This window comes from Mycetocola reblochoni REB411, from assembly GCF_900163835.1.
Taxonomy (GTDB): Bacteria; Actinomycetota; Actinomycetes; order Actinomycetales; family Microbacteriaceae; genus Mycetocola_B; species Mycetocola_B reblochoni.
On the sequence record NZ_FUKR01000007.1, the window covers coordinates 24759 to 46613 of the forward strand.

Here is a 21855-nt window from a genome sequence, read left to right on the forward strand (position 1 = left end):
CCATCACCATCGCTACCGCCTGAAGAGGACCGCTGTGCTCCACTACGCCGCACTCAAGATCGGCCGTGCCCTGTTCGTCATCTGGGCCGCATTCACGATCACCTTCCTGCTGCTGTTCGTGCTGCCAGCCGAGCCGGTCGACCTGCTGTTCGACCCGGCAGAGCTCAACACGATCCCCGAGGACGTCCGGGCCCAGGTCGCCGCGAACTACGGCTTCGACAAGCCGCTCCTCCTGCAGTACCTGGACCGTCTCGGCCACGCGGCCGTCGGGGACTTCGGCACCTCCGTCCAGTCCGGCCGGCCCGTCACCCAGGCGCTGCTCGAGGTGCTGCCGAGCACCCTCATCCTGTCGGTCGGGGCGCTGCTGCTCGCCGTCGTGATCGGCTTTGCCATCGCCCTGCTCGCCACCGCCACGCGTCGGCCCTGGCTGCGCAACCTGCTCGAGTCGCTGCCCTCGGCGGCCGTGTCGGTCCCGGTGTTCATGTTCGGCATCGTGCTGCTGCAGGTGTTCTCGTTCGGACTGGGCTGGTTCCCGTCCTTCGGCGACGGTGGTTGGCAGAGCCTGGTGCTGCCGCTGGTGACGCTGGCGATCCCCGTGTCCGGCCCGATCGCGCAGCTGCTGGTGCGCAGCTTCACCGGCGAGATGGGGGCAGGCTACGTGGTGACCAGCTTCGCGAAGGGGGCCACGCGCGGTCAGGTGATCGTCGGCGACGTCTTCCGCAACGCCAGCCTGCCCGCCCTGACCATCGCGGGCATCACCTTCGGCAATCTGATCGCCGGCTCGGTGATCACCGAGACCGTGTTCGCCCGCCCCGGCGTCGGCCGGCTCACGCAGGGCGCCATCAACACACTCGACATCCCGGTCGTGCAGGGCATCGTGGTGTTCGTCGCCGCGAGCTTCGCCCTGATCAACCTGATCGTCGACCTGATCTATCCGCTGCTCGACCCGCGCCTGCGTGCCTCGCTCGCCGCCCGAACCTCCTGAGGACTGGCCATGACCGTCGACATCACCGATCCCCGTGCCGCCGAGGTCATCCCGGCCGCGCATGGACTACGCCCCCGCCGCCGGATCGGCATCGGTGCCCGGCTGACGGAGGCGCTGCGCCAGCCCGTGCTCGTGCTCGCCTGGTTGGTCGTGCTCACCGCCGCCGGTTGGGCGCTGTTCCCCTGGCTGTTCACCTCCGTCAGCCCCTACGAAGGCAACCCCGCGCTCAGCTTCTCCCCGCCGAGCTCCGAGCACATCTTCGGCACGGACCGCCTCGGCCGGGACCTGTTCGCCCGCTCCGTGTACGGCGCGGGCACGACGCTCACCGCCACCCTGCTGGCCGTGCTCATCGCCTTCGGCGCGGGAACGCTCGTCGGCCTCATCGCCGGATACCTCGGCGGCGCCGTCGACACCGTGATCATGCGCGTCATCGACGTGCTCCTGTCCATCCCCAGCCTGCTGCTGGCGATGGTCATCGTCTCGGTGCTGGGCTATTCCACGCACAACATCGCGATCGCGGTCGGTATCTCGGCGATCGCCTCCTTCGCACGCGTCATGCGTTCTGAGGTGATTGTCATCGTCAACCGGGACTACGTGCGCGCCGCCTACGGTCTCGGCGTCGGCCGCCTCGGGGTGGTGCTGCGGCACATCCTGCCCAACTCGCTGAGCTCCGTGGTCGCCCTGGCCGCCCTGGAGATCGGCACCTCCATTCTCGCGGTCGCGTCGCTCGGCTTCCTCGGCTACGGTGCCCCGCCGCCCGAACCGGAGTGGGGCCTGCTCGTCGCCGAGGGCCGCGACTACCTGGCCGTCTACCCGTGGATATCGATCCTGCCCGGCATCGCCCTCGCTCTCGTCGTGATCGCCACCCACCGCATCAGCACCTCATTCCGGAAGGAGCACCGCCGATGAGCGAGCAGCCCACCGCCCGCGCCGAGGGGGCCGCCGTCCCCGCCGAGGATGCAGCCGGGACGAAGCCGCTGCTGCAGATCGCCGAACTCCGGATCGACTACCGTGCTCAGGGGCGCAGCTGGTCACCCGCGGTGCGTGGCGTGAGCCTGCACGTCGACCCCGGCGAGACCGTGGCGCTGGTCGGGGAGTCCGGATCGGGCAAGACCACGCTCGTCCAGGGCTCGCTCGGGCTGCTTCCCGCCAGTGCGCGGGTCAGCGGCGGTTCGATTTCCTACTCCGGGGTCGACGTGACCGGGTGGCGCGACGCGCGCATGGCCAGGGTGCGCGGCAACTACGTCGGATTCATCCCGCAGGACCCGAACACCTCGCTCAACCCGGTCAAGAAGATCGGCCAGCAGGTCATCGAGGCCGTTGCCTTCAACGAGCGCACGGCGGCCAGCAGCCAGGAGCACATCGACGCCGCGCTGGAGAGCCTGCGCACCGCCGGGCTGGCCAACGCCGAGCGGGTGTTCCACCAGTACCCGCACGAGCTCTCCGGCGGGATGAAACAGCGTGCGCTCATCGCCATCGCGCTCGCAGGCAAACCCAAGATCATCGTCGCCGACGAGCCGACCAGCGCCCTCGACGTGACCGTGCAGCGCGTGATCCTCGACCACCTGGAGACACTGCGCACCGAGCTGGGCATCGGCATCCTCCTTATAACCCACGACCTGGGCGTCGCCCTGGACCGCGCCGACCGCATCGCCGTGATGCAGCGCGGCGAGATCGTCGAGCACGGCCCGGTGCGCGAGCTCATCGCCAACCCGAGCAGCGACTACACCCGGCGGCTGCTGGCCGCGGCACCGTCCCGGCACCAGGGGCGGCTGGCCCCGAGCCCCGGCCTGCAGCCGCGCACGCCGGGGGAGGGCATCGTCGTCCGGGCGGAGCAGCTGCGCAAGCAGTACACCCTCCGCTCCGCGGGCGGGCGGAGTCTGGTCAACGCACTCGACGGTGTCGACCTCGTCGTGCGAGCGGGCACGACCCACGCCATCGTAGGAGAGTCCGGCGCGGGCAAGTCGACATTGGCCAGCATCATCGCCGGCTTCGCCACCGCGGACTCGGGCACCGCCTGGGTGGGCGAGCGCGAGACCACCTCGCTGTCGCACCGAGAGCTGCGTGAGGTACGCCGCGATCTGCAGTTCGTTTTCCAGAATCCGTACACCTCGCTCGACCCGCGCTTCACCGTGGCGAAGCTGATCGCGGAGCCGCTGCGTGCCTTCCGGGTCGCCACCGGCCGGGCCGAGCTGATGACCAGGGTCAGAGAGCTACTTCGTGCCGTTGCCCTGGATGACAGCTATCTGCAGCGCACCACGGCGCAGCTCTCCGGAGGCCAGCGTCAGCGCATCGCGATCGCGCGGGCGCTCGCGCTCAATCCGCGGGTGATCGTGCTCGACGAGGCGGTCAGCGCGCTGGACGTGTCCGTCCAGGCGCAGATTCTCCAGCTACTGGTCGACCTGCAGACCGAGCTGGGGCTCAGCTACGTCTTCGTCACGCATGACCTCGGCGTGGTCCGGATGATCGCCGACGACGTCACCGTGATGAGGGACGGCGGCATCGTCGAGCACGGGACGGTGCAGGACGTGTTCCTTTCCCCGCAGAGCGATTACACCCGCGCGCTGCTTGGCGCGATCCCCGGCACCCGTTTCGCCACCGTCTGATCAGAGAAGGCCGTCATGACATCCTCACCACCGCTCCTGCTGTCCCTGTCCGGCAGGCTGCCGGCCCTGCTGCGCGAGCAGCACCCCGCGCTGATCGAGCAGCTGCGGCGGGTGGCCGGCACCGTCGGCGCCGTCGTCATCGGCGCGAAGGCGCGCCCGCTCTCGCTCGACCCGGTCGCCGTCGCGACCGCGCTGACGGTCAGGGCTCCCGGCCTCGGCCTGATCGTCGCCTGCGACGGCGTGCGTGACTCCCCCTACAACGCCGCGCGCCGTCTCCTCTCGCTCGACCACCTCTCCGATGCACGCAGCGGCGTGCTGTTCAGTTCGGCCCAGGCAAGCGCGGCGCAGACTGCGGAGCGGATCGGCGTCATCCGGGCGCTGTGGAACTCGTGGCCGAGGCGCTCGCTGCGGGCCGACCGCGAGCGCGGCGTGTACGCGAACACCGAGGATATCCGCCGAATCGACCACGTCGGCGAGCACTACCGCGTCGACGGCCCGCTCAACTCGCCGAGCAGCAGACAGGGCGAGCCGGTCTCGATCTGGCTGGTGTCCTCGGAGGCCGAGCTGCGTGCTGCACAGGGGCTGGTCGATCTGGTGCTCGTCGAGGACGAGCAGCTGATCGAGCGATGGCGCGAGGGCGATCCCGCGGGACGCCCGGCTCTGGCCACGGGGCTGGATGCCGCCGAGGCCGCGGTGCGCGTTCGCACCGTCGGCGGGCTCGACGAGCTCGTAGCGCTGTCCGACGCACTCGCCACGACTGACACCGATGCCGATGCCGATGCCGATGCCGATGCCGCCGACCGCGCGACCGCGCCGCGCACCCTGCGCGGCTCGCTCGAGCTGCCGGCCCGCAGCGTCGAGCTGTCCGGCAAACCCCTCGCCTTTGGAGCCGCACTGTGAGCACCCGCACCGACCAGCTGACCCTCAACGTCAACCTGCAGGCCTTCGGGCAGCGCCCCTCCGCCTGGCAGTTCGGCGACGACGCCGCCGACGCTCTGATCACCCCGGGGCACTGGATCGCCTCGGCGCAGGCGGCCGAGCGGGGTCTGCTCGACGCCGTGTTCTTCGCCGACCAGCCCGTCCTGCACAACCCCAACCCCCGGCCGGGCAGCCAGCTGGAGCCGATCGCCCTCGCGGCGTTCATCACCGCGGTGACCGAGCACATCGGTGTGATCGCCTCGGCGTCCTCGACCTACAACGATCCCGTCGAGCTCGCCGAACGGCTGCTCGGCACCGACGTCGTCAGCGGCGGCCGGCTCGGCTGGAACATCGTCACCACGTACAACTCCCGGGTGTCGGGCAACTTCGGGGGCGGGGAGACTCCTGCTCGCGCCGCCCGCTATCGCCGAGCCGGCGAGTTCGTGGAGGCGGTCAGAGCCGTGTGGGGCGCGGCAGCCGGCGACGGCCGGTTCCGATTCGACGGCGAGGACGTCCGTGTCAACGGACGCACCGCGCTCGGCCCCTCGGCCCAGGGCGCCCCCGTGCTGTTCCAGGCCGGCGGCAGCGAGCAGGGGCGCGAGCTCGCGGCTCGCCACGCCGAGGGCGTGTTCTCCGTGGAGCTCACCCTCCCTCGGGCGATCGAGAACTACGCGGCCCTCAAGCGCCGCGCGTCGGCCCTCGGTCGTTCCCGCGGTCTGCCCAGGATCACGCCGGGCCTGTCGCTCGTGATCGGAAGCACGGTGGAGGAGGCCAGGCGCCGCTTCGACGAGTTCGAGTCCCGCGTGCCCGACGGGTACGCGCTCGGCTCGCTGAGCAACGTCCTCGCCCACGACGCGGCAACACTCGAGCTGGACGCCCCGATCCCCGCAGAGATCCTGGACAAGCCGTGGGACCCCGACGAACACCCCACCTCGGCCGGGTACCGACTCACCTTCCTCGACTGGATCCAGGAGCGTCGGCTGCTGAGCGTGCGCGAGATCCTCCGCGACTTCGGCGGCTACGGCTCGCGCATCATCGTCGGAACGCCGGAGCAGATCGCGGACGACATGGAGCTGTGGTTCCACTCCGGTGCGGCCGACGGCTTCAATCTGATGATCGACCGCTTCCCTGAGGGGCTCGTGACGTTCGCCGACGAGGTGGTGCCCCTGCTGCAGGGCAAGGGCATCCACAAACGCGAGTACGGACACTCCACCCTGCGTCACACGCTCGGCGTCGCGGCGTTCCGCGCCGACTGAGCGGATCCGTCGGCCGCTGTCCGGTCGGGCTGCTGTCTGGTCGGGATGGCGCCGTCACTCGCCGGGCCGGAACGCGCGGTCGGCCGACGGGCGTCCGTCCTCGTCAAACGGGGCGAACGGGCTGGCGTAGAAGCGGCCGTTGACCAGGTAGTCGCCGAGCAGGCGCGGCTTGACCGCGACCGGGTTGTGCGAGGCGATGGTCCTGGCATTGCGCCAGTGCCGGTCCAGCGCCCGCTCCGTGCTGGCGAGGCTCGCGCCCGCGGCGTCGAAGAGCCGTGTGGTCGCCTGGAGCGCGGTCTCGATCACGGCGACCTGGCTCGCGAGGGTGTGCACGCTCAGCAGCTCGTATGGCACCCTGCTCCCCTCCGGGTCGGCGTGGGCGCGGGCGTTGGCCGCATCCAGCGTGTCGGCGGAGGCGTGCAGCAGCGCCTGGGCTGTGGCGTGGGAGATGTACAGCGAGCCGACGACGTCGAGGGCGTGGTCCCCGAACGCCTGTTTGCGCGGCGGCCGGACCACGTTCACGGTGATCGCATCGTCCACCACCTCGCGGACGATGCCGGTGAGGGTAGCCAGGTGGTACAGCTGTACGTAGCTTTGGTGCTGCGTGACCTCGGGGTCGATCGCCAGCACGCCGAGCGGGTGGACGACGGCGTCGTCGAAGGCCGTGCTTCCACTGGCCGAGGTCCGCTGCCCGAAACCGGTCCAGTCGGGATCGCGACGCACCGCCGCCTGATCCGTCGCGACGATGGCCCACATGGCCCGGCCCGACTCGTCCTCCGCGGAGGCGCGGATGTAGTCGGCGTAGAGCGAACCGCTGGAGTAGTACTTGTGGCCGCTGAGCCTCCACCCGCCGTCAGCGGCGCGGTGCACCCTGGTCGCCGGGGCGTTCGGCGCGGGGGTTTGCGCGTTGCCGATGATCCGCCCGGTGGCGATCTCGCCGATCCAGTGGTCGCGGACCTCCGGGGGGATGCCCGACTGCTGCCGGAGGATCTCGATGAAGCTGAAGTGCCCGCGCAGCGCGTTTGCGACGCCGGGGTCGGCGGCGCCGAGGTCGCTGAGCAGCGCGAACAGCTCGACGAGGGGGACGTCGATGCCGCCGTCGGCTGCGGGAACCCTCAGGCGGGTGAAGCCGGAGTCGACGAGAGCGCGCATGCCCTCGTTCTGGAGTCGACCGTCACGATCGTCAGCGACCGCGTCGGATCGGATTGTCGCGATGGCGGTGGCGAAGCGCTCCCTGAGTTCGTGGAGCAGGCCGGAGCCGCGCGCCTCCGTCAGCTCGTCCAACTCGACGCGCCGGCGGTGCGCCGCCGCAGAGGGCTCCGCTGCGTCTGCCGCTCGAGGCGTTGTGGCTGCTGCCGGCATGGGGTCCTCCCGCTGGTCGGAGCCGCGTCGTGGCGGACACCGCGGCGTTGGTGACACCGGCGGCCTCGCCCCGAACTCCGGAGGAGTGCGCCGCCGTTTCGCGTGCAGCCTATCCCCCGCGGTGGCCGCTCCGAGGCGGCGGGTACACACGCCGTAACCGGAGCGTTCCGGCCGCGGGCGCGGCCCGGGGGAGCGGCCGGGACCGGGTCAGCCCCGCCGTCCGCGCTCCAGCCACGGCCGCAGAGCAGCCGTCACGCGCGGGAGAACCAGGTAGGCCATCAGCGGGGTGAGGACCAGAGTCGTGATCAGGACCTTGAGGGGCACGGGGACGGCGTCCCAGCCCGGGACGAGGGCGCCGACGAGCAGGGTGAAGAGCAGGTTCAGCGGGAAGAAGCCCAGCCAGATGCTCACCGCCTGCTTCCAACGGGGCGGCGGGGGCGTGACGATCGGCGTCGAGCCCGTCATCGTCCCGTCCGAGGCGATCACCGGGGTGTGCGGCACGTCGAACCACCCTTCAATGCCTGTGCGCTTCTCGCTGCGGCGGTGGTGCACGAACTCCTCCCCGCTGCTCAGCCAGCGGCCGCGCTCGGCCGATTCCTCCCAATCGCGCAGGGTCTGCTCGTCCTCGAAGCGGTAGAGCATGTGCCAGGTCTCCGATTCCGGCCCGGTCCTCACCCACCCCGAGCCGAGGAAGCCGGGGTACTTGTTGGCGAGGTTGATGCCCGTCTGGACCCAGATGGTCGCCTCGGCGATGCGGTCGGGGTCGACCGTCCGCTCGATCGCGACCGTGATCGGTGTGTGTGCCATCAGACCAGGATGGCGCGCGTGCGTTTCGGTGAGGTAACCGGCCGAGGGCGAGGTGCGCCCGATCGGGGCGCGGCGCGGCGCCGAGGGTGACAGAAGCAGTGCGGCCGTGTATCGTGTGATGGTCGGCTCTAGACGTAGCGCATTTGCGCGATAGTGGGTTTTTGTCAGTCTGGTGGGCCGGTTTCGGCGCGAAAACGCGTACGAATTCACGTGATGTGAACGGTCCCGGCCACTGAAAGCCCGGGTATGAGCGAGGCGGTGTTCGCCGTGTGCTCAGTGCTGTTGCATACAGATCTAAAACCCGGAAAGAACCATGCCTAAGAACAAGAAGCCAGCCGGCGGGCGTCCCGCCAAGAACTTCGATCCCTCCTACGCCGACCGCCGTTCCGGCGGGAAGGGCGCGCAGCGTCCCGGCAGCAGGAGCCCCGGCCACCGTGGCCACCGTGCCGACGACGCCGCCCCGCGCAAGGCCAGGTGGAACGCCGACGAGCGTGCCGCTCGCGCCGCCGAGCGCAGCGGTGGCGGCCGGGACGAGCGGTCCGCCCGTCCCTCCGACCGTGACGAGCGTGGCCCCCGTCGGTCCTTCGATCGTGACGACCGTCCGCAGCGGTCGTTCAACCGTGATGACCGGGCGCAGCGGTCGTTTGATCGTGATGATCGGGCGCCGCGTCGCTCCTTCGATCGTGATGATCGTCCGCAGCGGTCGTTCAACCGTGATGACCGTCCGCAGCGGTCGTTCAACCGTGATGATCGGGCGCCGCGTCGCTCCTTCGATCGTGATGATCGTCCGCAGCGCTCGTTCAACCGTGATGACCGTCCGCAGCGCTCGTTCAACCGTGACGACCGTCCGCAGCGCCCCGCCGACCGCGGCGACCGCGCCCCCCGACGCGAGCAGGCTCCGCGCAGCAGCAACTTCTACCCGTCTGCGAACACCTCCGCCGGGTTCACCGCGGACGACGACGTCGTCCTCGAGCGGCTCGAGGCTCAGGCGACCGTCGCGGCCGACGTCGAGGGCGTGACCTTCGGCTCGCTCGGCCTCGGCGGCAACATCGAGCGGGCTCTCGCCGAGCTCGGCGCTCCGACCGCGTTCCCCATCCAGGCCGCCACGATCCCCGACGTGCTCGCCGGGCGCGACGTCCTCGGCCGAGGACGCACCGGCTCGGGCAAGACCATCGCCTTCGGCGCGCCCCTGGTCGAGAAGCTGATGGAGAACGGCGGCGGCAAGAAGCGCCAGATGGGCCGTAAGCCCCGTGCGCTCATCCTCGCCCCGACGCGTGAGCTCGCTCTGCAGATCGACCGCACCGTGCAGCCGATCGCCCGCAGCGTCGGCCTGTTCACCACCCAGATCTACGGCGGCGTCCCCCAGCACCGCCAGGTGGGTGCGCTGCAGCGCGGCGTCGACATCATCGTCGGTACGCCCGGCCGCATCGAGGACCTCATCGAGCAGGGGCGCCTCGACCTGTCCGAGGTGACGGTCACCGTCCTCGACGAGGCCGACCACATGTGCGACCTCGGCTTCCTCGAGCCGGTGCAGCGCATCATCCGCCAGACGGCGCCCGGCGGACAGAAGCTGCTGTTCTCGGCGACCCTGGACAAGGGTGTCGCCGCACTGGTCAACGAGTTCCTGACCGAGCCGAGCATCCACGAGGTCGCGGGGGAGGACCAGGCGTCCTCCACGATCGACCACAGGGTCCTCGTCGTCGAGCACCGCAACAAGGACATGCTCATCGAGCAGCTGGCCGACCGCGACGGGAAGACGCTGATCTTCTCGCGGACCCGTGCCTACGCGGAGCGGCTCACCGACCAGCTCGAGGACGCGGGCATCCGTGCCGTCGCGCTGCACGGTGACCTCAACCAGTCCCGGCGCACCCGCAACCTGCAGCAGCTCACCTCGGGGCGCGTCAGCGTCCTCGTCGCCACGGACGTCGCGGCCCGCGGCATCCACGTGGACGACATCGACCTGGTCGTCCAGGCCGATGCGCCCGACGAGTACAAGACCTACCTGCACCGTGCCGGCCGGACCGGCCGCGCGGGCAAGGAGGGGCGTGTCGTCACGCTGATCCCGCGTTCGCGTCGTCGGCGCATGGCGGATCTGCTCAGCCGTGCCGAGATCGAGGCCAACTTCGTCGAGGCCGCACCCGGCGATGACGTCGTCCTGGAGATCGCCGGTGAGCCCACGGTCGAGGATCTCACCGACTGACCTCGCGGCGGTCTGACCACGTCCGCGATGACGTGGCCGGACACCGTGACGCCGGTAGTGTCTCAGGAATGAGCGCACCGTCGACGCCTCCCGGCCCCGGCCGTCCCCTCCACCGCTCCGTGCGGGAGGGGGCGACCGGGGCTTCGTCGTCCCCCTCATCGTGGTCGTCCTCCTCGTCGCCCCGCCCCGCGCGGCTCTGCGTCGTCGGGTCGCTCAACGCCGACATCACGGTCGTGGCCGACCGCTTTCCCGCGCCAGGCGAGACGGTCGGCGGCGGTCCGCTCACGATCGTCCCCGGCGGCAAGGGTGCGAACCAGGCGGTCGCCGCCGCGCGGCTCGGCGCCGAGGTGTTCATGATCGGACTGATCGGCGACGACGCCAACGGCGCGATGCTTCGTCGTACGCTCCGGGCGGAGGGCGTCGACGATTCCGGCGTCGCACTCGCGGGCGACGTGTCGAGCGGATCCGCGGTGATCACGGTCGACCCGGCGGGGGAGAACACCATCGTGGTGTCGCCAGGCGCGAATGGCGCCGTCGACGCCGAGGCCGTCCGGCGGCATGCCGCGGTGATCCGGGCGTCCGACTGCCTCTGTGTCGGCTTCGAGGTGCCGGACTCCGCGGTGACCGAGGCGGCCCGGCTCGCCGCGGACGCCGGGGTCCCCGTGCTCCTTAACCCGTCCCCGTGGCGGGCTGTCTCCCCCGAGCTGATCCGTTTGACGGATGTGCTGCTGGTCAACGAGCACGAGCTCGCTCTGCTTCGTGCGGCGCACGGCGTCGGCGGAAGGCTGGGACCCGCCGACGGAGACGACTGCGTGGACGGCGACGCCGTGGCCGACGCCCTCGCCGGCTGTGGCATCCGGGCGGCTGTGGTCACCCGGGGTTCCCGCGGCTGTCTCGTGGTGGAGCGGGGCCGGCTCGTCGCGGAGTTCCCCGGCGCCGACATCGTCGCGGTGGACAGTACCGGTGCCGGGGACGCGGTGACGGGCGCGGTCGCGACGGTGCTCGGCGAGGGCGGCTCTCTCGTCGACGCTGCACGCCTGGCGATGGGGGTCGCCGCGGCGTCGGTCACCGTTGCCGGGGCGCAGGCCTCGTATCCGCGACGCGCGGACCTGCAGGCGGCATCGCTGCCGAGCCGGTAAGGCACCGCCGTCCGCTTCTGTCAGGGCCCGGGCGCGGCGGATCAGAACAGGGCGGTCGGACGCTCGTCCGGCGTGCGTGCCGGCCCGGCCACCGACCCCGCCATCGATACTCCCCGGCGGGCGGCGCCCCTCGACCGTGACCCTTCGACGCCGTCGAACCCGTCGAAGCGGACCCGCCGTCTGGCCCCGTCGCCGAACCTCTGGGTCGGCCCCGCCCGGCCGTCGCCGAGGCCGTGTCTGTCGAGCAGGCGCTGCATCCGCGCCCGCAGATCCGCGGCGTACGCGGCGGGAAGGTAGGGTCCGTCGGCGTACAGCTCCCGGTAGAGGCCGACGAGCTGCGGATGGTTACGCTCGAGCCAGTGCATGTACCAGGGCTTCACGCCCGGCTTGAGGTGCAGCGCGCCGAACTGCACGGCGGTCGCGCCGGCCGCGGCCAGGCGTGCGACGGCGTCCTCCAGCATCTCGTCACTATCGGTGAGGCCGGGCAGGAGCGGCATGAGGAACACGGTGCAGTCCAGCCCCGCGTCCCTCACTGCGGACACGGTGGCCAGGCGCGCCGCGGTCGACGGAGTGCCCGGCTCGACCGAGCGCTGCAGCTCCTCGTCGAAGACCGCGATCGAGAGTCCGATGTCGACGGGGACGCGGTCCGCCGCCGCGGCGAGAGCGGGCAGATCGCGGCGCAGCAGCGTTCCCTTGGTCAGGATGGAGAACGGCGTGCCGCTGCGGACGAAGGCGTCGATGATCCCCGGCATGAGGCGGTACTTGCCCTCTGCCCTCTGGTACGGGTCCGTGTTTGTGCCCAGGGCGACGTGCTCCCGACCCCACGACGGTTTGAGCAGCTCGCGTTCGAGGACCTCGGCGACGTTGACCTTGACCACGATCTGCGAGTCGAAGCCCGCCCCGGCGTCGAGCTCGAGGTAACTGTGCGTCGGCCGGGCGAAGCAGTACACGCAGGCGTGGGTGCAGCCGCGGTAGGGGTTCACGGTCCAGGCGAACGGCATCTCCGATCCGCCGGGGACGCGGTTCAGCGCCGAACGGGCGAGCACCTCGTGGAAGGTGACGCCGGCGAAATCGGGTGCCTGGACGCTGCGAACCAGGTCGCGTTCGCGCTCGAGACCGGGGAGGGCGTTCGGCGACGCCTGGAGGCCGGTCCTGTTGTTCCATCGCATGAGACGATTAGAACATAGATTCGAATATCTGATCTCCGTTGGGGAGAGTCTGTCAGGCTGCGGCCATGGTGAGGCCGCCACCCCGCGGTCGCGTCGTCCGCGATCCCACGACGGGTCCCTGCAGGCCTCCGGCGGCGCCCGTCCTGTCTATGCCACTCGCGATCACGCGGCCCAGCCAGGTCATCAGGATCGGCGCTCCCACCCATATGGCGATGTAGATCGTCTCGGCCAACGGTGCGAAGTGGCTGATCCCGAGCGCGATCAGCACGACCGCTCCCATCACGACGCCCGCGATCGCCGCGGCCAGGTAGAACACCCAGGTGCGCCAGTACCGGTACCGCGCCAGCGCGAAGGGCAGCTCCTGGAGTGCACCGATCAGCAGGGCCGTCCCGATGTGGCGCCAGATGTTGATCGGGTTGAACGCGGCGGCGGTGAGCCCGGCCATCAGGCTCGTCAGCAACGCCACACCCCCGCGGCGAAGCAGTGACTGCGCGATCACCCCCGGCAGGAAGTAGAGCCCGATCATGGCGCCGTAGATGATCGGGAGGGTCGCCGCCACGACGCCGTGCAGGTAGCCGGTGACGGTGAACGGGATTCCCGCGCCGACGCCGATCGCCGCGCAGGTGAGCAGGAGTCGTGTGCTCGTCGATCTCATGGGTTCTCCGTCCGGGGTGACACCCCTAATTTAGTGCAGGCTAAACCCGGGCGCCAGGCGGGGAGGCCGGGCGCGCGCTCGCGCGTGGGGCCGGCGTCGCCGGCCCTGCACAGCCGCCTCGCCGTGCGTCTGCCCACGGCTGGGGGCCCGCTCGCGGCGCGTCCGTGGCTGGCAGTACGGTGGGGTGATGACCGCAGCCCAGGACGTCCTCGAGACGGTGTTCGGCTACCCCAGCTTCCGCGGCCAGCAGGAGCAGATCGTCGATCGGCTCATCGCGGGCGGGGACGCGGTCGTCCTCATGCCGACCGGAGGGGGCAAGAGCCTGTGCTACCAGATCCCGGCCCTGGTCAGGCCGGGAACGGGCATCGTCGTGTCTCCGCTGATCGCGCTCATGCACGACCAGGTCCAGGCGCTCCGGCTCGCGGGCGTGCGGGCCGAGTACCTCAACTCCACGCAGTCGTCGGAGGAGCGCGATCGTGTCGCGTCGGACTATCGGGCCGGCCTGGTCGACCTGCTCTACGTCGCCCCCGAGCGGCTCGCGCTCGACTCGACCCGGTCGCTGCTGAGCTCGGCACCGGTGTCCCTCATCGCGATCGACGAGGCGCACTGCGTGTCCCAGTGGGGGCACGACTTCCGGCCGGATTACCTCGCCCTCGGCGAGCTCGGCCGCATCTGGCCTGACGTCCCCCGCGTCGCGCTCACGGCCACGGCGACCAGGGCGACGCACGCAGACATCACCGAGCGACTCGGGCTCCAGGGCGCCGAGCATTTCGTCGCCGACTTCGATCGGCCGAACATCCAGTACCGCATCGCGCCGAAGAACGAGGTGCGCTCGCAGCTGAAGGAGCTGATCGAGGCGCAGCGATCCCCGACGGGGGAGCCGGTGGCGGGAATCGTCTACGCGCTCAGTCGCAAGCGGGTCGAGCAGACGGCGGAGTACCTCAACGCCAACGGCATCACGGCCTTGCCCTATCACGCCGGCCTCGACGCCGCCGTGCGCGAGAACACCCAGTCGCGGTTCCTGCGGGAGGAGGGCATCGTCGTCGTCGCGACCATCGCCTTCGGGATGGGGATCGACAAGCCCGACGTGCGGTTCGTGGCCCACATCGATCTGCCCAAGTCGGTCGAGAGCTACTACCAGGAGACCGGCCGGGCGGGCCGCGACGGGCAGCCGGCGCTCGCGTGGTTGGCGTACGGGCTCAACGACGTCGTCCAGCAGCGCAGGATGATCGAGCAGTCCGAGGGCAGCGAGGCGCATCGCCGCGCCCAGTCGATGCACCTGGACGCGATGCTGGCCCTCTGTGAGTCGGTGACCTGTCGTCGTCAGCAGATCCTGCGCTACTTCGGCCAGGAGTCCGGCCCGTGCGGCAACTGCGATGTGTGCCTGAACCCGCCCGAGACCTGGGACGGCACGGTCGCCGCGCAGAAGCTGCTCTCCACTGTCGTGCGCCTCGACAGGGAGCGGGGGCAGGCCTTCGGCGCGGGGCATCTGATCGACATCCTGCGCGGCGCCGAGACCGAGCGCATCCGGTCGCAGCGGCACGACGAGCTGGCGACGTACGGCATCGGCGCTGACCTCACGGCCGTCCAATGGCGTGGCGTCGTGAGGCAGCTCCTCGCCGCAGGACTCATCGCCAGCAGGGGGGAGTACGGGGTCCTCGGCCTGTCCCCCCTGAGTGCGGAGGTGCTCTCCGGAGACCGTGTCGTCCTGCTCCGCAAGGACACGATGGAGGCGGCCCCCCGCGCGCGCAAGGCCGCCGCAGCGGTCGCTGATCTGGCCGAGCACGACCGCCCGCTCTTCGAGTCGCTGCGCCAGTGGCGAGCCGGCCAGGCCAAGGAGCAGGGCATCCCCGCGTACATGGTCTTCACCGATGCGACTCTGCGCGAGCTCTCGTCCCGTCGGCCCGCGACCCTCGACGCCCTCGACGGTGTCAGCGGGATCGGCGCGAGCAAGCGCGAACGCTACGGCCAGGAGCTCCTCGCCGTCGTGGCGGGAGCGGCATCAGAGCGGAACGCCCCCGAGCGCGGATGAGCCCCGCCGAGCCGTGTCGGGTCCGGGCGCTTGTGCCAACCGTGACGCGTCGGACGAGCGGTGCCCGCGCCCCTTTGGCGATCACGAACGAGGTTCGGGGGGCCCGCCGCAGCGGCGTTTAGCGTGGCACCACGTCGGCGAGGACCGCCGACGACGGACACAGGGGTCCAGGCGGGCCCCGAGGAAGCCACTGGGAGGCGGTTGCGGTGACAACGGAGCACGCGACGGGCGACGAGCCACGGATCGACACGGAGGAGCTGGGCCGTCTGCTCCTGGGGAGCTGGCCGGAGCAGCGGCTGTCCTCGCGCAGGCTCGCCGGCACCGAGGCGATGCAGCGCATCGAGGGGCTCGGAATGGACGAGCACAGGGAGCGGGTGCTCTCCCAACTGCACCTGCTGGTCGAGGACGGCCAGGTCCACCGGGCGTTCCCGACGCGTCTCGGCGGGCAGGACGACCACGGCGGCAACATCGCCGCGTTCGAGGAGCTCGTGCTCGCCGACCCCTCCGTCCAGATCAAGTCCGGGGTGCAGTGGGGGCTGTTCGGTGCCGCCATCCTGCACCTGGGGACCGAGTACCACCACGACACCTTCCTGCCGGACGCGATGTCGCTCGCCGTCCCCGGCGCCTTCGCGATGACGGAGACGGGCCACGGCTCGGACGTGTCCTCGATCGCCACGACGGCGACCTTCGATCCCGACACGAACGAGTTCGTCATCCACACGCCGTTCCGTGCGGCGTGGAAGGACTACCTCGGCAACGCCGCGGTGCACGGAACGGCGGCCACCGTGTTCGCCCAGCTGATCACGCGGGGCGTCAACCACGGTGTGCACTGCTTCTATGTGCCCATCCGCGGCGCCGACGGTGCATTCCTGCCGGGCATCGGCGGCGAGGACGACGGCTTGAAGGGAGGGCTGAACGGCATCGACAACGGCCGCCTGCACTTCGACTCGGTGCGCGTTCCGCGCCGGAACCTGCTCAACCGCTACGGCGATGTCGACGCGGATGGTGTCTACAGCTCGCCGATCGCGAGCCCGGGACGCCGGTTCTTCACGATGCTCGGCACCCTGGTTCAGGGCCGTGTCTCGCTGGACGGGGCGGCGACCGCGGCCTCCGCACTGGCGCTGCAGATCGCCATCACCTACGGCTCGCAGCGCAGGCAGTTCACGACGGCCTCACCCGACCGCGAGGAGGTGATCCTCGACTACGGCAGGCACCAGCGTCGGCTCGTTCCCCGACTGGCGACGGCGTACGCGCAGTTCTTCGCCCACGACCGGCTGCTCACCGCGTTCGACAGCGTCTTCAGCGGCGAGGGCGACACGGAGGACGGCAGGCAGAACCTGGAGACGCTCGCGGCGGCCTTCAAGCCGCTCTCCACCTGGCAGGCGCTCGACACCCTGCAGGAGGCCCGCGAGGCCTGCGGCGGCGCGGGCTTCCTCACGGAGAACCGGCTCACCTCGCTCCGTGCGGACCTGGACGTCTACGTGACCTTCGAGGGGGACAACAACGTCCTCCTCCAGCTGGTCGGCAAGCGGCTCCTCGGCGATTTCGCGCGGCAGTTCTCCGGAGCCGACGCGGGGACGCTCGCCCGCTTCGCTGCTGAGCAGTTCGCGGACAGGGCGGTCACGAGCAGCGGCCTCCGATCGCTGGCGCAGACGGTCGTCGACTTCGGGTCGACGGCGCGCTCGGTCGGGCGGCTGCGTGACGAGGAGTCGCAGCGTCAGCTGCTCACGGACAGGGTCGAGGCGATGGTCGCCGAGGTCGCCGGACAGCTGCGTCCGGCGAGCAAGCAGGGGCCGGAGGAGGCCGCGGCGGCGTTCAACCGGAACCAGAACGAGCTGATCGAGGCGGCGAGGGCGCACGCGGAGCTGCTGCAGTGGGAGTCCTTCACCGCGGGACTGGCCACGATCGTCGACCCGGACACGCGCAGGGTGCTCACCTGGGTGCGCGACCTCTTCGGCCTCGGTCTCGTGGAGAAGCACCTCGCCTGGTACCTGGCGAACGGGCGGCTGGCACCGCAGCGGGCGCATGCCGTCACGGCCTACGTCGATCGGCTGATCGGCCGGTTGCGGCCGCACCTGCTCGACCTGGTCGAGGCGTTCGGCTACGGCCCCGAGCACGTCAGGGCGCCGATCGCGTCGGGCGCCGAGGCGGAACGCCAGGAGGAGGCTGCGGAGTATCAGCGTCGCCTGAGGGAGTCCGGCCTCGCGCCCGTTCCCGAGAAGAAGGTCGCCGCCGAGGCGCGTGCGCGGGGCGTGGCTGCCGCGAACGGCTGAGTCCCGTCCTGTCGCCGGCAGGCGGTTCGGTCGTCCGGTGTCGACGGCCCGGTATCGACGGAGCGGTGTCGCCGGAGCGGTGCCGCCGCGTCGTCGGCACCGGGCCGGTCGGGCTAGCGGTGCGAGGACAGGGACGCGATCTGGTCGATCTGGTCGAGCGTGCGGCGCAGCGCCGTTGACGAGGTCGCCACGGTGTAGGGGAAGTACTCGACGGAGACCCCCACCTCGGCGAACTCGTGTTCCAGCCGGGTTCCCCGCTCGGTTCCCCTCCAGTCGTCGCCCTTGAAGAAGTGGGTGAAGCGGAGCTGTCTCCAGGTGTCGAGCTTGTCGGGCAGGACCTCGGCGACGGCCTGGTCGACGTACCGGACGCTCTGCACGATCTCGAGTCGTTCCGCGAGGGGGATGACCGGGGTGATGCCCTTGTTCTGCTGGAGCATCTCGTCGGAGACGACGCCGGCGATGAGGTAGTCACAGCGCTCTTTGGCGTGCCGCAGGATGTTGAGGTGGCCGATGTGGAACAGGTCGAATGCCCCCGCCGCGTAGCCGATTCGTATAGCCATGGTCCCCCTTTGTGAGCTATGCTCATAAAGCATATGCGAGTAATGCTCACGATGGAATCCGTCGGTGGTCGGGTCTGTGCGGGGGAGCGTCGGGTGGATCGCGCCGGGCGGCTCGGGTGCTTCCCTGGCCGTGGCATCACGGGATGATCGACGTCACGACGGACGACTCGGAACGAGCCGCGGTGGTGTGAGTCGCGGTGGTGCGAGTCGCCGCAGCACGAGTCGCCGCGGGGTGGTTCCGGACCGGCGAGTCGCCGCGGTGCGAGTCACGGGCGGACGTCTCGCGGCGCCAACGATCGGATGAGGATGGACATGACCGGCACTGACCCGTCGACACGACGCAGCATCGCAGCCTCCTACCGGGCGCTGGGCTCCGCGCGCAAAGGCGTCGCCGCGGGCGCGCCCGCGTACTCCGTGTTCGTGAACCGGCCGCTCGGCCGTGTCTTCGCCGCCATCCTGCACCGCTTCGGATGGGCGCCGAACGCGGTGACGGCGCTGAGCGCGCTGTTCACGGCTGCCGGCATCGGGCTCATCGCGGCCGGGCCACTGCAGCCGTGGGTGGGGCCGGTGGTGTGGGTGCTCCTCGCCATCGGGTACGCCCTCGACTCGGCCGATGGGCAGGTCGCCCGTCTCCGTGGCGGTGGCTCGCTGTCCGGGGAGTGGCTCGACCACGTCATCGACGCCACGAAGATCCCGGCCATCCACCTGGCGGTCCTCGTGTACCTCTGGCGCGGGCCCGTCGACGATGCGGCTGTGCTGCTTGTGCCGCTTGTGTACAGCGTCGTCGCGTCCACGACCTTCTTTGCGATGATCCTCAACGACCAGCTCAAGCGCTCCGCGGGGGTGGCTGAGGCGGTGTCGGCCTCCGGGGCCTCCACGCTTCGCTCGCTCGTGCTTCTCCCCACCGACTACGGGGTGTTCTGCGCGGTGTTCATTGTGCTGGGAGCCCCCGTGTTGTTCCTGCCCGTCTACATCCTGTTCTTCGTCGTCAACGCCCTGTTCCTGGTTCTGGCACTCGTGCGTTGGTTCCGGATGATGGGCGCCGTGGACGCCAAACGATCGGAGTCGAACCATGCATGATGACCACGCAGACCACGCAGACCACGCAGACCACGCAGACCACGCAGACCACGCAGACCAGGCAGCCGGGGCGGTTCCGGTCCAGCGACCGGGGCGGTCGAGGCGGGCCCGCTTCTTGACCGGAGGGGCTGTCGCCCTGGTGGTCATCGGTGCGACAGCCGTCGCCGTGGGCGCCGTCCGGTCGGAGGGTTCCGGTGATGCCGAGGCGCAGGCGCTCGCCACGTCGTCGGCGACGCCGTCGAGCAGCGCGAGCGACGAGCCCGATGCGGAGCCCTCGCCGTCGGGCACGGCCGTCCCGGAGAGTGGGCGGGCCGGTGGCGATGATGCCGCCGCAGCGGAGTCTGCGCGCGATGCGGAACCGAGCAGAGGGCCGGACAACCCGTTCCCCGAGCGTCCCTCCGTCGAGGTCGGCGCGACGACCGACCTCGGCGACGGGCTCACCGTGGCGGTCACCTCGATCGACAGGATCGAGGGCGAGGCGCAGGGCATCGGCGAGATCGGCGGTCCCGCGGTGCGTGCGACCGTCGAGGTGGTCAACTCCGGTCCCCAGGCCCAGTCGCTGGCGGGCTTCGCCGTGAACGCCTTCCTTGGAACGGAGCGTGTTCCCGCAGGTGAGCTGACCGGCTCGGGCGCGCAGGCGCTGCCGGCCGAGGTCGGTGCGGGAAAGACCGTCACCGGCCGGTACGTCTTCAGCGTCCCGGACGACAGCCCCGCCCCGGTCGTGATCAGTGTCGACACCGACCCCTCGTCCCCCCTCGTCATCGTCCCGATGAGCTGAGCGGTGCCCGCGGGCCGGAGGGATCACGGCACGCGGACGAGCATGACCCTCGAGCCGGCCGTCGTGGCCGACCCCGCAGCCCCCGAGACCGAACCCACTCAGGAAGTCACCGATGGCAGTGCCACACGTCGCCCGCGCGACCCCCACAGAACCCGACCGCCCCTCCGGACGCGCCAGCGGCGCCCGTCCCCGACGACCTCGGGCGGTGACCGGACCGGTAGGGCCGCGGGGGGACGCGTCGGCCGCCCGCCCGAGCGGGCAGGGTGGTCGCCGTGTCTGGCAGCCCCTCGCTGTCGCCGGTCTCCTCCTCGTCCTGTCCGGCATCCCCGGATCGCCCGCGGTCGCCGACACCGCGCCCCCATCCGAGGGGACGCCCGCGACAGTCGGTGCGCAGTCGCTGCCGACGACGCAGATCGACGGGGTCGCCTGGACCCAGGCCGTCGTCGGCGACATCGTCTTCGTCGGCGGCGAGTTCAGCTCGGCGCGACCGGCTGGTGCCGAGCAGGGCACGAACGAGTCGCCCCGATCCAACCTTCTGGCCTACCGGCTCTCCACGGGGGAGCTCATCGATGGCTTCGCGCCACAGGTCAACGGTGCCGTCCGCACCCTCGAGGTGTCGCCCGAGGGCGACCGACTCTACGTCGGAGGCAACTTCACCAGCATCGACGGGGCCAACCGCTACCGCTTCGCCGTCTACAACACGGCGACGATGAAGCCGGTCACCTCGGTCCAGCCGACCATCAACTCGCGTGTCGACGACATCGCCGTCACCGCCGACCGGGTGTACCTGGTCGGGCGCTTCACCTCCATGAACAGGCAGGCACGGTCGGGGGTCGCCGTGATGGACCGCAGCAGCGGCGAGCTTCTGCCCTGGGCCCCCGTTCCGGTGAACGGCATCGCCTCGTCCGTCGCGGTGTCGCCCGACGGTGCGACGGTCGCACTCGCGGGCAACTTCTACTCGATCAACCGCAGGGCCAACACCGCAGGCTTCGCCGGGGTCTCCTCCGCCGACAGCACCGAACTCCGGTCCTGGCCGATCAACCGCGTCGTCACCAACCGGGGACGGAACGCACTCGTGAGCAACCTGTCCAGCGACGGCGGATCCCTCTACGGAACCGCCTCGTCCTACGGAGTCCGTTCGGCGCTCGAGGGGACGTTCCGACTCGACTGGGCCTCAGGGCGGACCGAGTGGATCGCCGACTGCCACGGCGACGCCTACGGCATCGCCGCACTCGACGGGGCCGTGTACGTCGCGGGTCACAGCTACTACTGCGGCAACATCGGCGGAATGCCGAAGTCCTCGCCGATCAACTATCGCAGGGGGATCGCACTCTCTGAGCAGGCGACGGGCGTGGCAACGGCCGACCCCTACGGATACCTCAACGTCGCGGGGCAGCCCTCGCCGACGCAGCTCGTCTGGTATCCGGACTTCGCACCCGGGTCGGTGACCTCGCTCAAGCAGGGACCGTGGTCGGTCGCCACGGGGTCCGGCTACGTCGTGTACGCGGGTGAGTTCCCCACGGTGAGCGGCGTCCCGCAGCAGGGGCTTGCGCGTTTCACCTCCGCCGGCACGGAGGGCAGCACCACCGCTCCAGCGGTGTCCAAGGGCCGGTTCGTCCCCACGGCCAGAGCTGAGGGCTTCGGCAGGGTCCGGCTCGACTGGACCGCCAACTACGACCTGGACAGCGAGCGACTGCGCTACGACGTGATCAGGGACGGCAATCGGAATGCCCCCGTCTTCACGACCGAGATGTCGTCGACGTTCTGGGACCGGCCGGGCATGAAGGTCACCGACACGGGGGTGAGCGCGGGGGAGCACCGCTACCGGCTGCGCGTCACCGACCCCGACGGCAACGTCGTCTGGGGCGATACGGTCACCGTCATGGTCTGGTAGCCCGCCGCATCGAGTCACGGCCGGCGCCGTCCGAGACTCGATGCGGATGGTCACACGGATGCCGCCCGGTCGCCGCCGACCGGGCGGCATCACGGCTGCGGCATCACGGCAGTGGCATCACGGCTGCGGCATCACGGCTGT

The 21855-nt window shown here is 70.7% G+C and carries 17 protein-coding genes; 12 read left to right on the plus strand and 5 right to left on the minus strand.

Translation table 11 applies throughout. From position 1 onward, the window contains the following. The first annotated feature begins 34 nt into the window (after positions 1-34). From FM119_RS01545 to FM119_RS01565, 5 genes are read left to right on the plus strand one after another with little or no spacing between them, the layout of a single operon-like run. On the plus strand, positions 35-985 hold the full coding sequence (locus tag FM119_RS01545) for an ABC transporter permease (protein WP_087135937.1): 951 nt from the start codon (positions 35-37) through the stop codon (positions 983-985). 9 nt (positions 986-994) lie between these two features. Further along, positions 995-1894: an ABC transporter permease gene (locus FM119_RS01550; RefSeq protein WP_087135938.1), complete on the plus strand. Its 900-nt coding sequence runs from the start codon at positions 995-997 to the stop codon at positions 1892-1894. Continuing rightward, a complete protein-coding gene (locus FM119_RS01555) occupies positions 1891-3591 on the plus strand; it encodes a dipeptide ABC transporter ATP-binding protein (RefSeq protein ID WP_087135939.1) in 1701 nt (566 codons plus the stop codon). The genes FM119_RS01550 and FM119_RS01555 overlap by 4 nt, the downstream gene beginning before the upstream one ends. Before the next feature lie 15 nt (positions 3592-3606). Further along, positions 3607-4491, plus strand: a complete 885-nt coding sequence (locus tag FM119_RS01560) for an LLM class oxidoreductase (protein ID WP_087135940.1) — start codon at positions 3607-3609, stop codon at positions 4489-4491. Beyond that, complete coding sequence (locus FM119_RS01565) at positions 4488-5765, plus strand: NtaA/DmoA family FMN-dependent monooxygenase (RefSeq protein ID WP_087135941.1); 1278 nt, start codon at positions 4488-4490, stop codon at positions 5763-5765. Before FM119_RS01560 ends, FM119_RS01565 begins: the two co-directional genes overlap by 4 nt. 54 nt (positions 5766-5819) lie before the next feature. Here the strand turns inward: FM119_RS01565 and FM119_RS01570 are convergent, their stop codons facing one another. Together FM119_RS01570 and FM119_RS01575 are read right to left on the minus strand one after the other, a co-directional pair. Continuing rightward, a complete protein-coding gene (locus FM119_RS01570; RefSeq protein ID WP_087135942.1) occupies positions 5820-7127 on the minus strand; it encodes an acyl-CoA dehydrogenase family protein in 1308 nt (435 codons plus the stop codon). A gap of 207 nt (positions 7128-7334) precedes the next feature. After that, positions 7335-7934 carry an antibiotic biosynthesis monooxygenase gene (locus FM119_RS01575; protein ID WP_087135943.1) on the minus strand — a complete coding sequence of 200 codons (600 nt, stop codon included), beginning with the start codon at positions 7932-7934 and terminating at the stop codon, positions 7335-7337. 313 nt (positions 7935-8247) lie between these two features. Between FM119_RS01575 and FM119_RS01580 the strand changes: the two genes are divergently transcribed. Further along, positions 8248-10134, plus strand: coding sequence for a DEAD/DEAH box helicase (locus FM119_RS01580; RefSeq protein WP_087135944.1), 1887 nt, complete (start codon positions 8248-8250; stop codon positions 10132-10134). A 68-nt stretch (positions 10135-10202) separates the two neighbouring features. Next, entirely contained in the window at positions 10203-11273 is a 1071-nt protein-coding gene (locus FM119_RS01585; protein WP_087135945.1) for a ribokinase, read from the plus strand. A 41-nt stretch (positions 11274-11314) separates the two neighbouring features. Here FM119_RS01585 and FM119_RS01590 read toward each other — a convergent pair whose 3' ends face one another. Beyond that, on the minus strand, positions 11315-12442 hold the full coding sequence (locus FM119_RS01590; protein ID WP_087135946.1) for an Rv2578c family radical SAM protein: 1128 nt from the start codon (positions 12440-12442) through the stop codon (positions 11315-11317). A gap of 52 nt (positions 12443-12494) precedes the next feature. Beyond that, positions 12495-13097 carry an ECF transporter S component gene (locus FM119_RS01595; protein WP_087135947.1) on the minus strand — a complete coding sequence of 201 codons (603 nt, stop codon included), beginning with the start codon at positions 13095-13097 and terminating at the stop codon, positions 12495-12497. A 187-nt stretch (positions 13098-13284) separates the two neighbouring features. On the opposite strand from FM119_RS01595, the gene recQ reads away from it, so the two are divergent. Both recQ and FM119_RS01605 read left to right on the plus strand, forming a co-directional pair. Continuing rightward, complete coding sequence (recQ, locus tag FM119_RS01600; RefSeq protein WP_087135948.1) at positions 13285-15129, plus strand: DNA helicase RecQ; 1845 nt, start codon at positions 13285-13287, stop codon at positions 15127-15129. A gap of 206 nt (positions 15130-15335) precedes the next feature. Next, complete coding sequence (locus FM119_RS01605; protein WP_087135949.1) at positions 15336-17402, plus strand: acyl-CoA dehydrogenase family protein; 2067 nt, start codon at positions 15336-15338, stop codon at positions 17400-17402. Positions 17403-17515: 113 nt separating this feature from the next. Here the strand turns inward: FM119_RS01605 and FM119_RS01610 are convergent, their stop codons facing one another. Next, complete coding sequence (locus FM119_RS01610; protein WP_087135950.1) at positions 17516-17962, minus strand: FAD synthase family protein; 447 nt, start codon at positions 17960-17962, stop codon at positions 17516-17518. 312 nt (positions 17963-18274) lie between these two features. Here FM119_RS01610 and FM119_RS01615 point away from each other — a divergent pair, with 312 nt between their 5' ends. The 3 genes from FM119_RS01615 to FM119_RS01625 all read left to right on the plus strand — a co-directional run bounded on the left by FM119_RS01615 (position 18275) and on the right by FM119_RS01625 (position 21714). Continuing rightward, positions 18275-19042 carry a CDP-alcohol phosphatidyltransferase family protein gene (locus tag FM119_RS01615; protein ID WP_087135960.1) on the plus strand — a complete coding sequence of 256 codons (768 nt, stop codon included), beginning with the start codon at positions 18275-18277 and terminating at the stop codon, positions 19040-19042. A gap of 115 nt (positions 19043-19157) precedes the next feature. Further along, on the plus strand, positions 19158-19820 hold the full coding sequence (locus FM119_RS01620; protein ID WP_143822591.1) for a DUF4352 domain-containing protein: 663 nt from the start codon (positions 19158-19160) through the stop codon (positions 19818-19820). A gap of 205 nt (positions 19821-20025) precedes the next feature. Beyond that, positions 20026-21714, plus strand: a complete 1689-nt coding sequence (locus tag FM119_RS01625; protein ID WP_087135952.1) for a YncE family protein — start codon at positions 20026-20028, stop codon at positions 21712-21714. Positions 21715-21855: the final 141 nt, after the last annotated feature.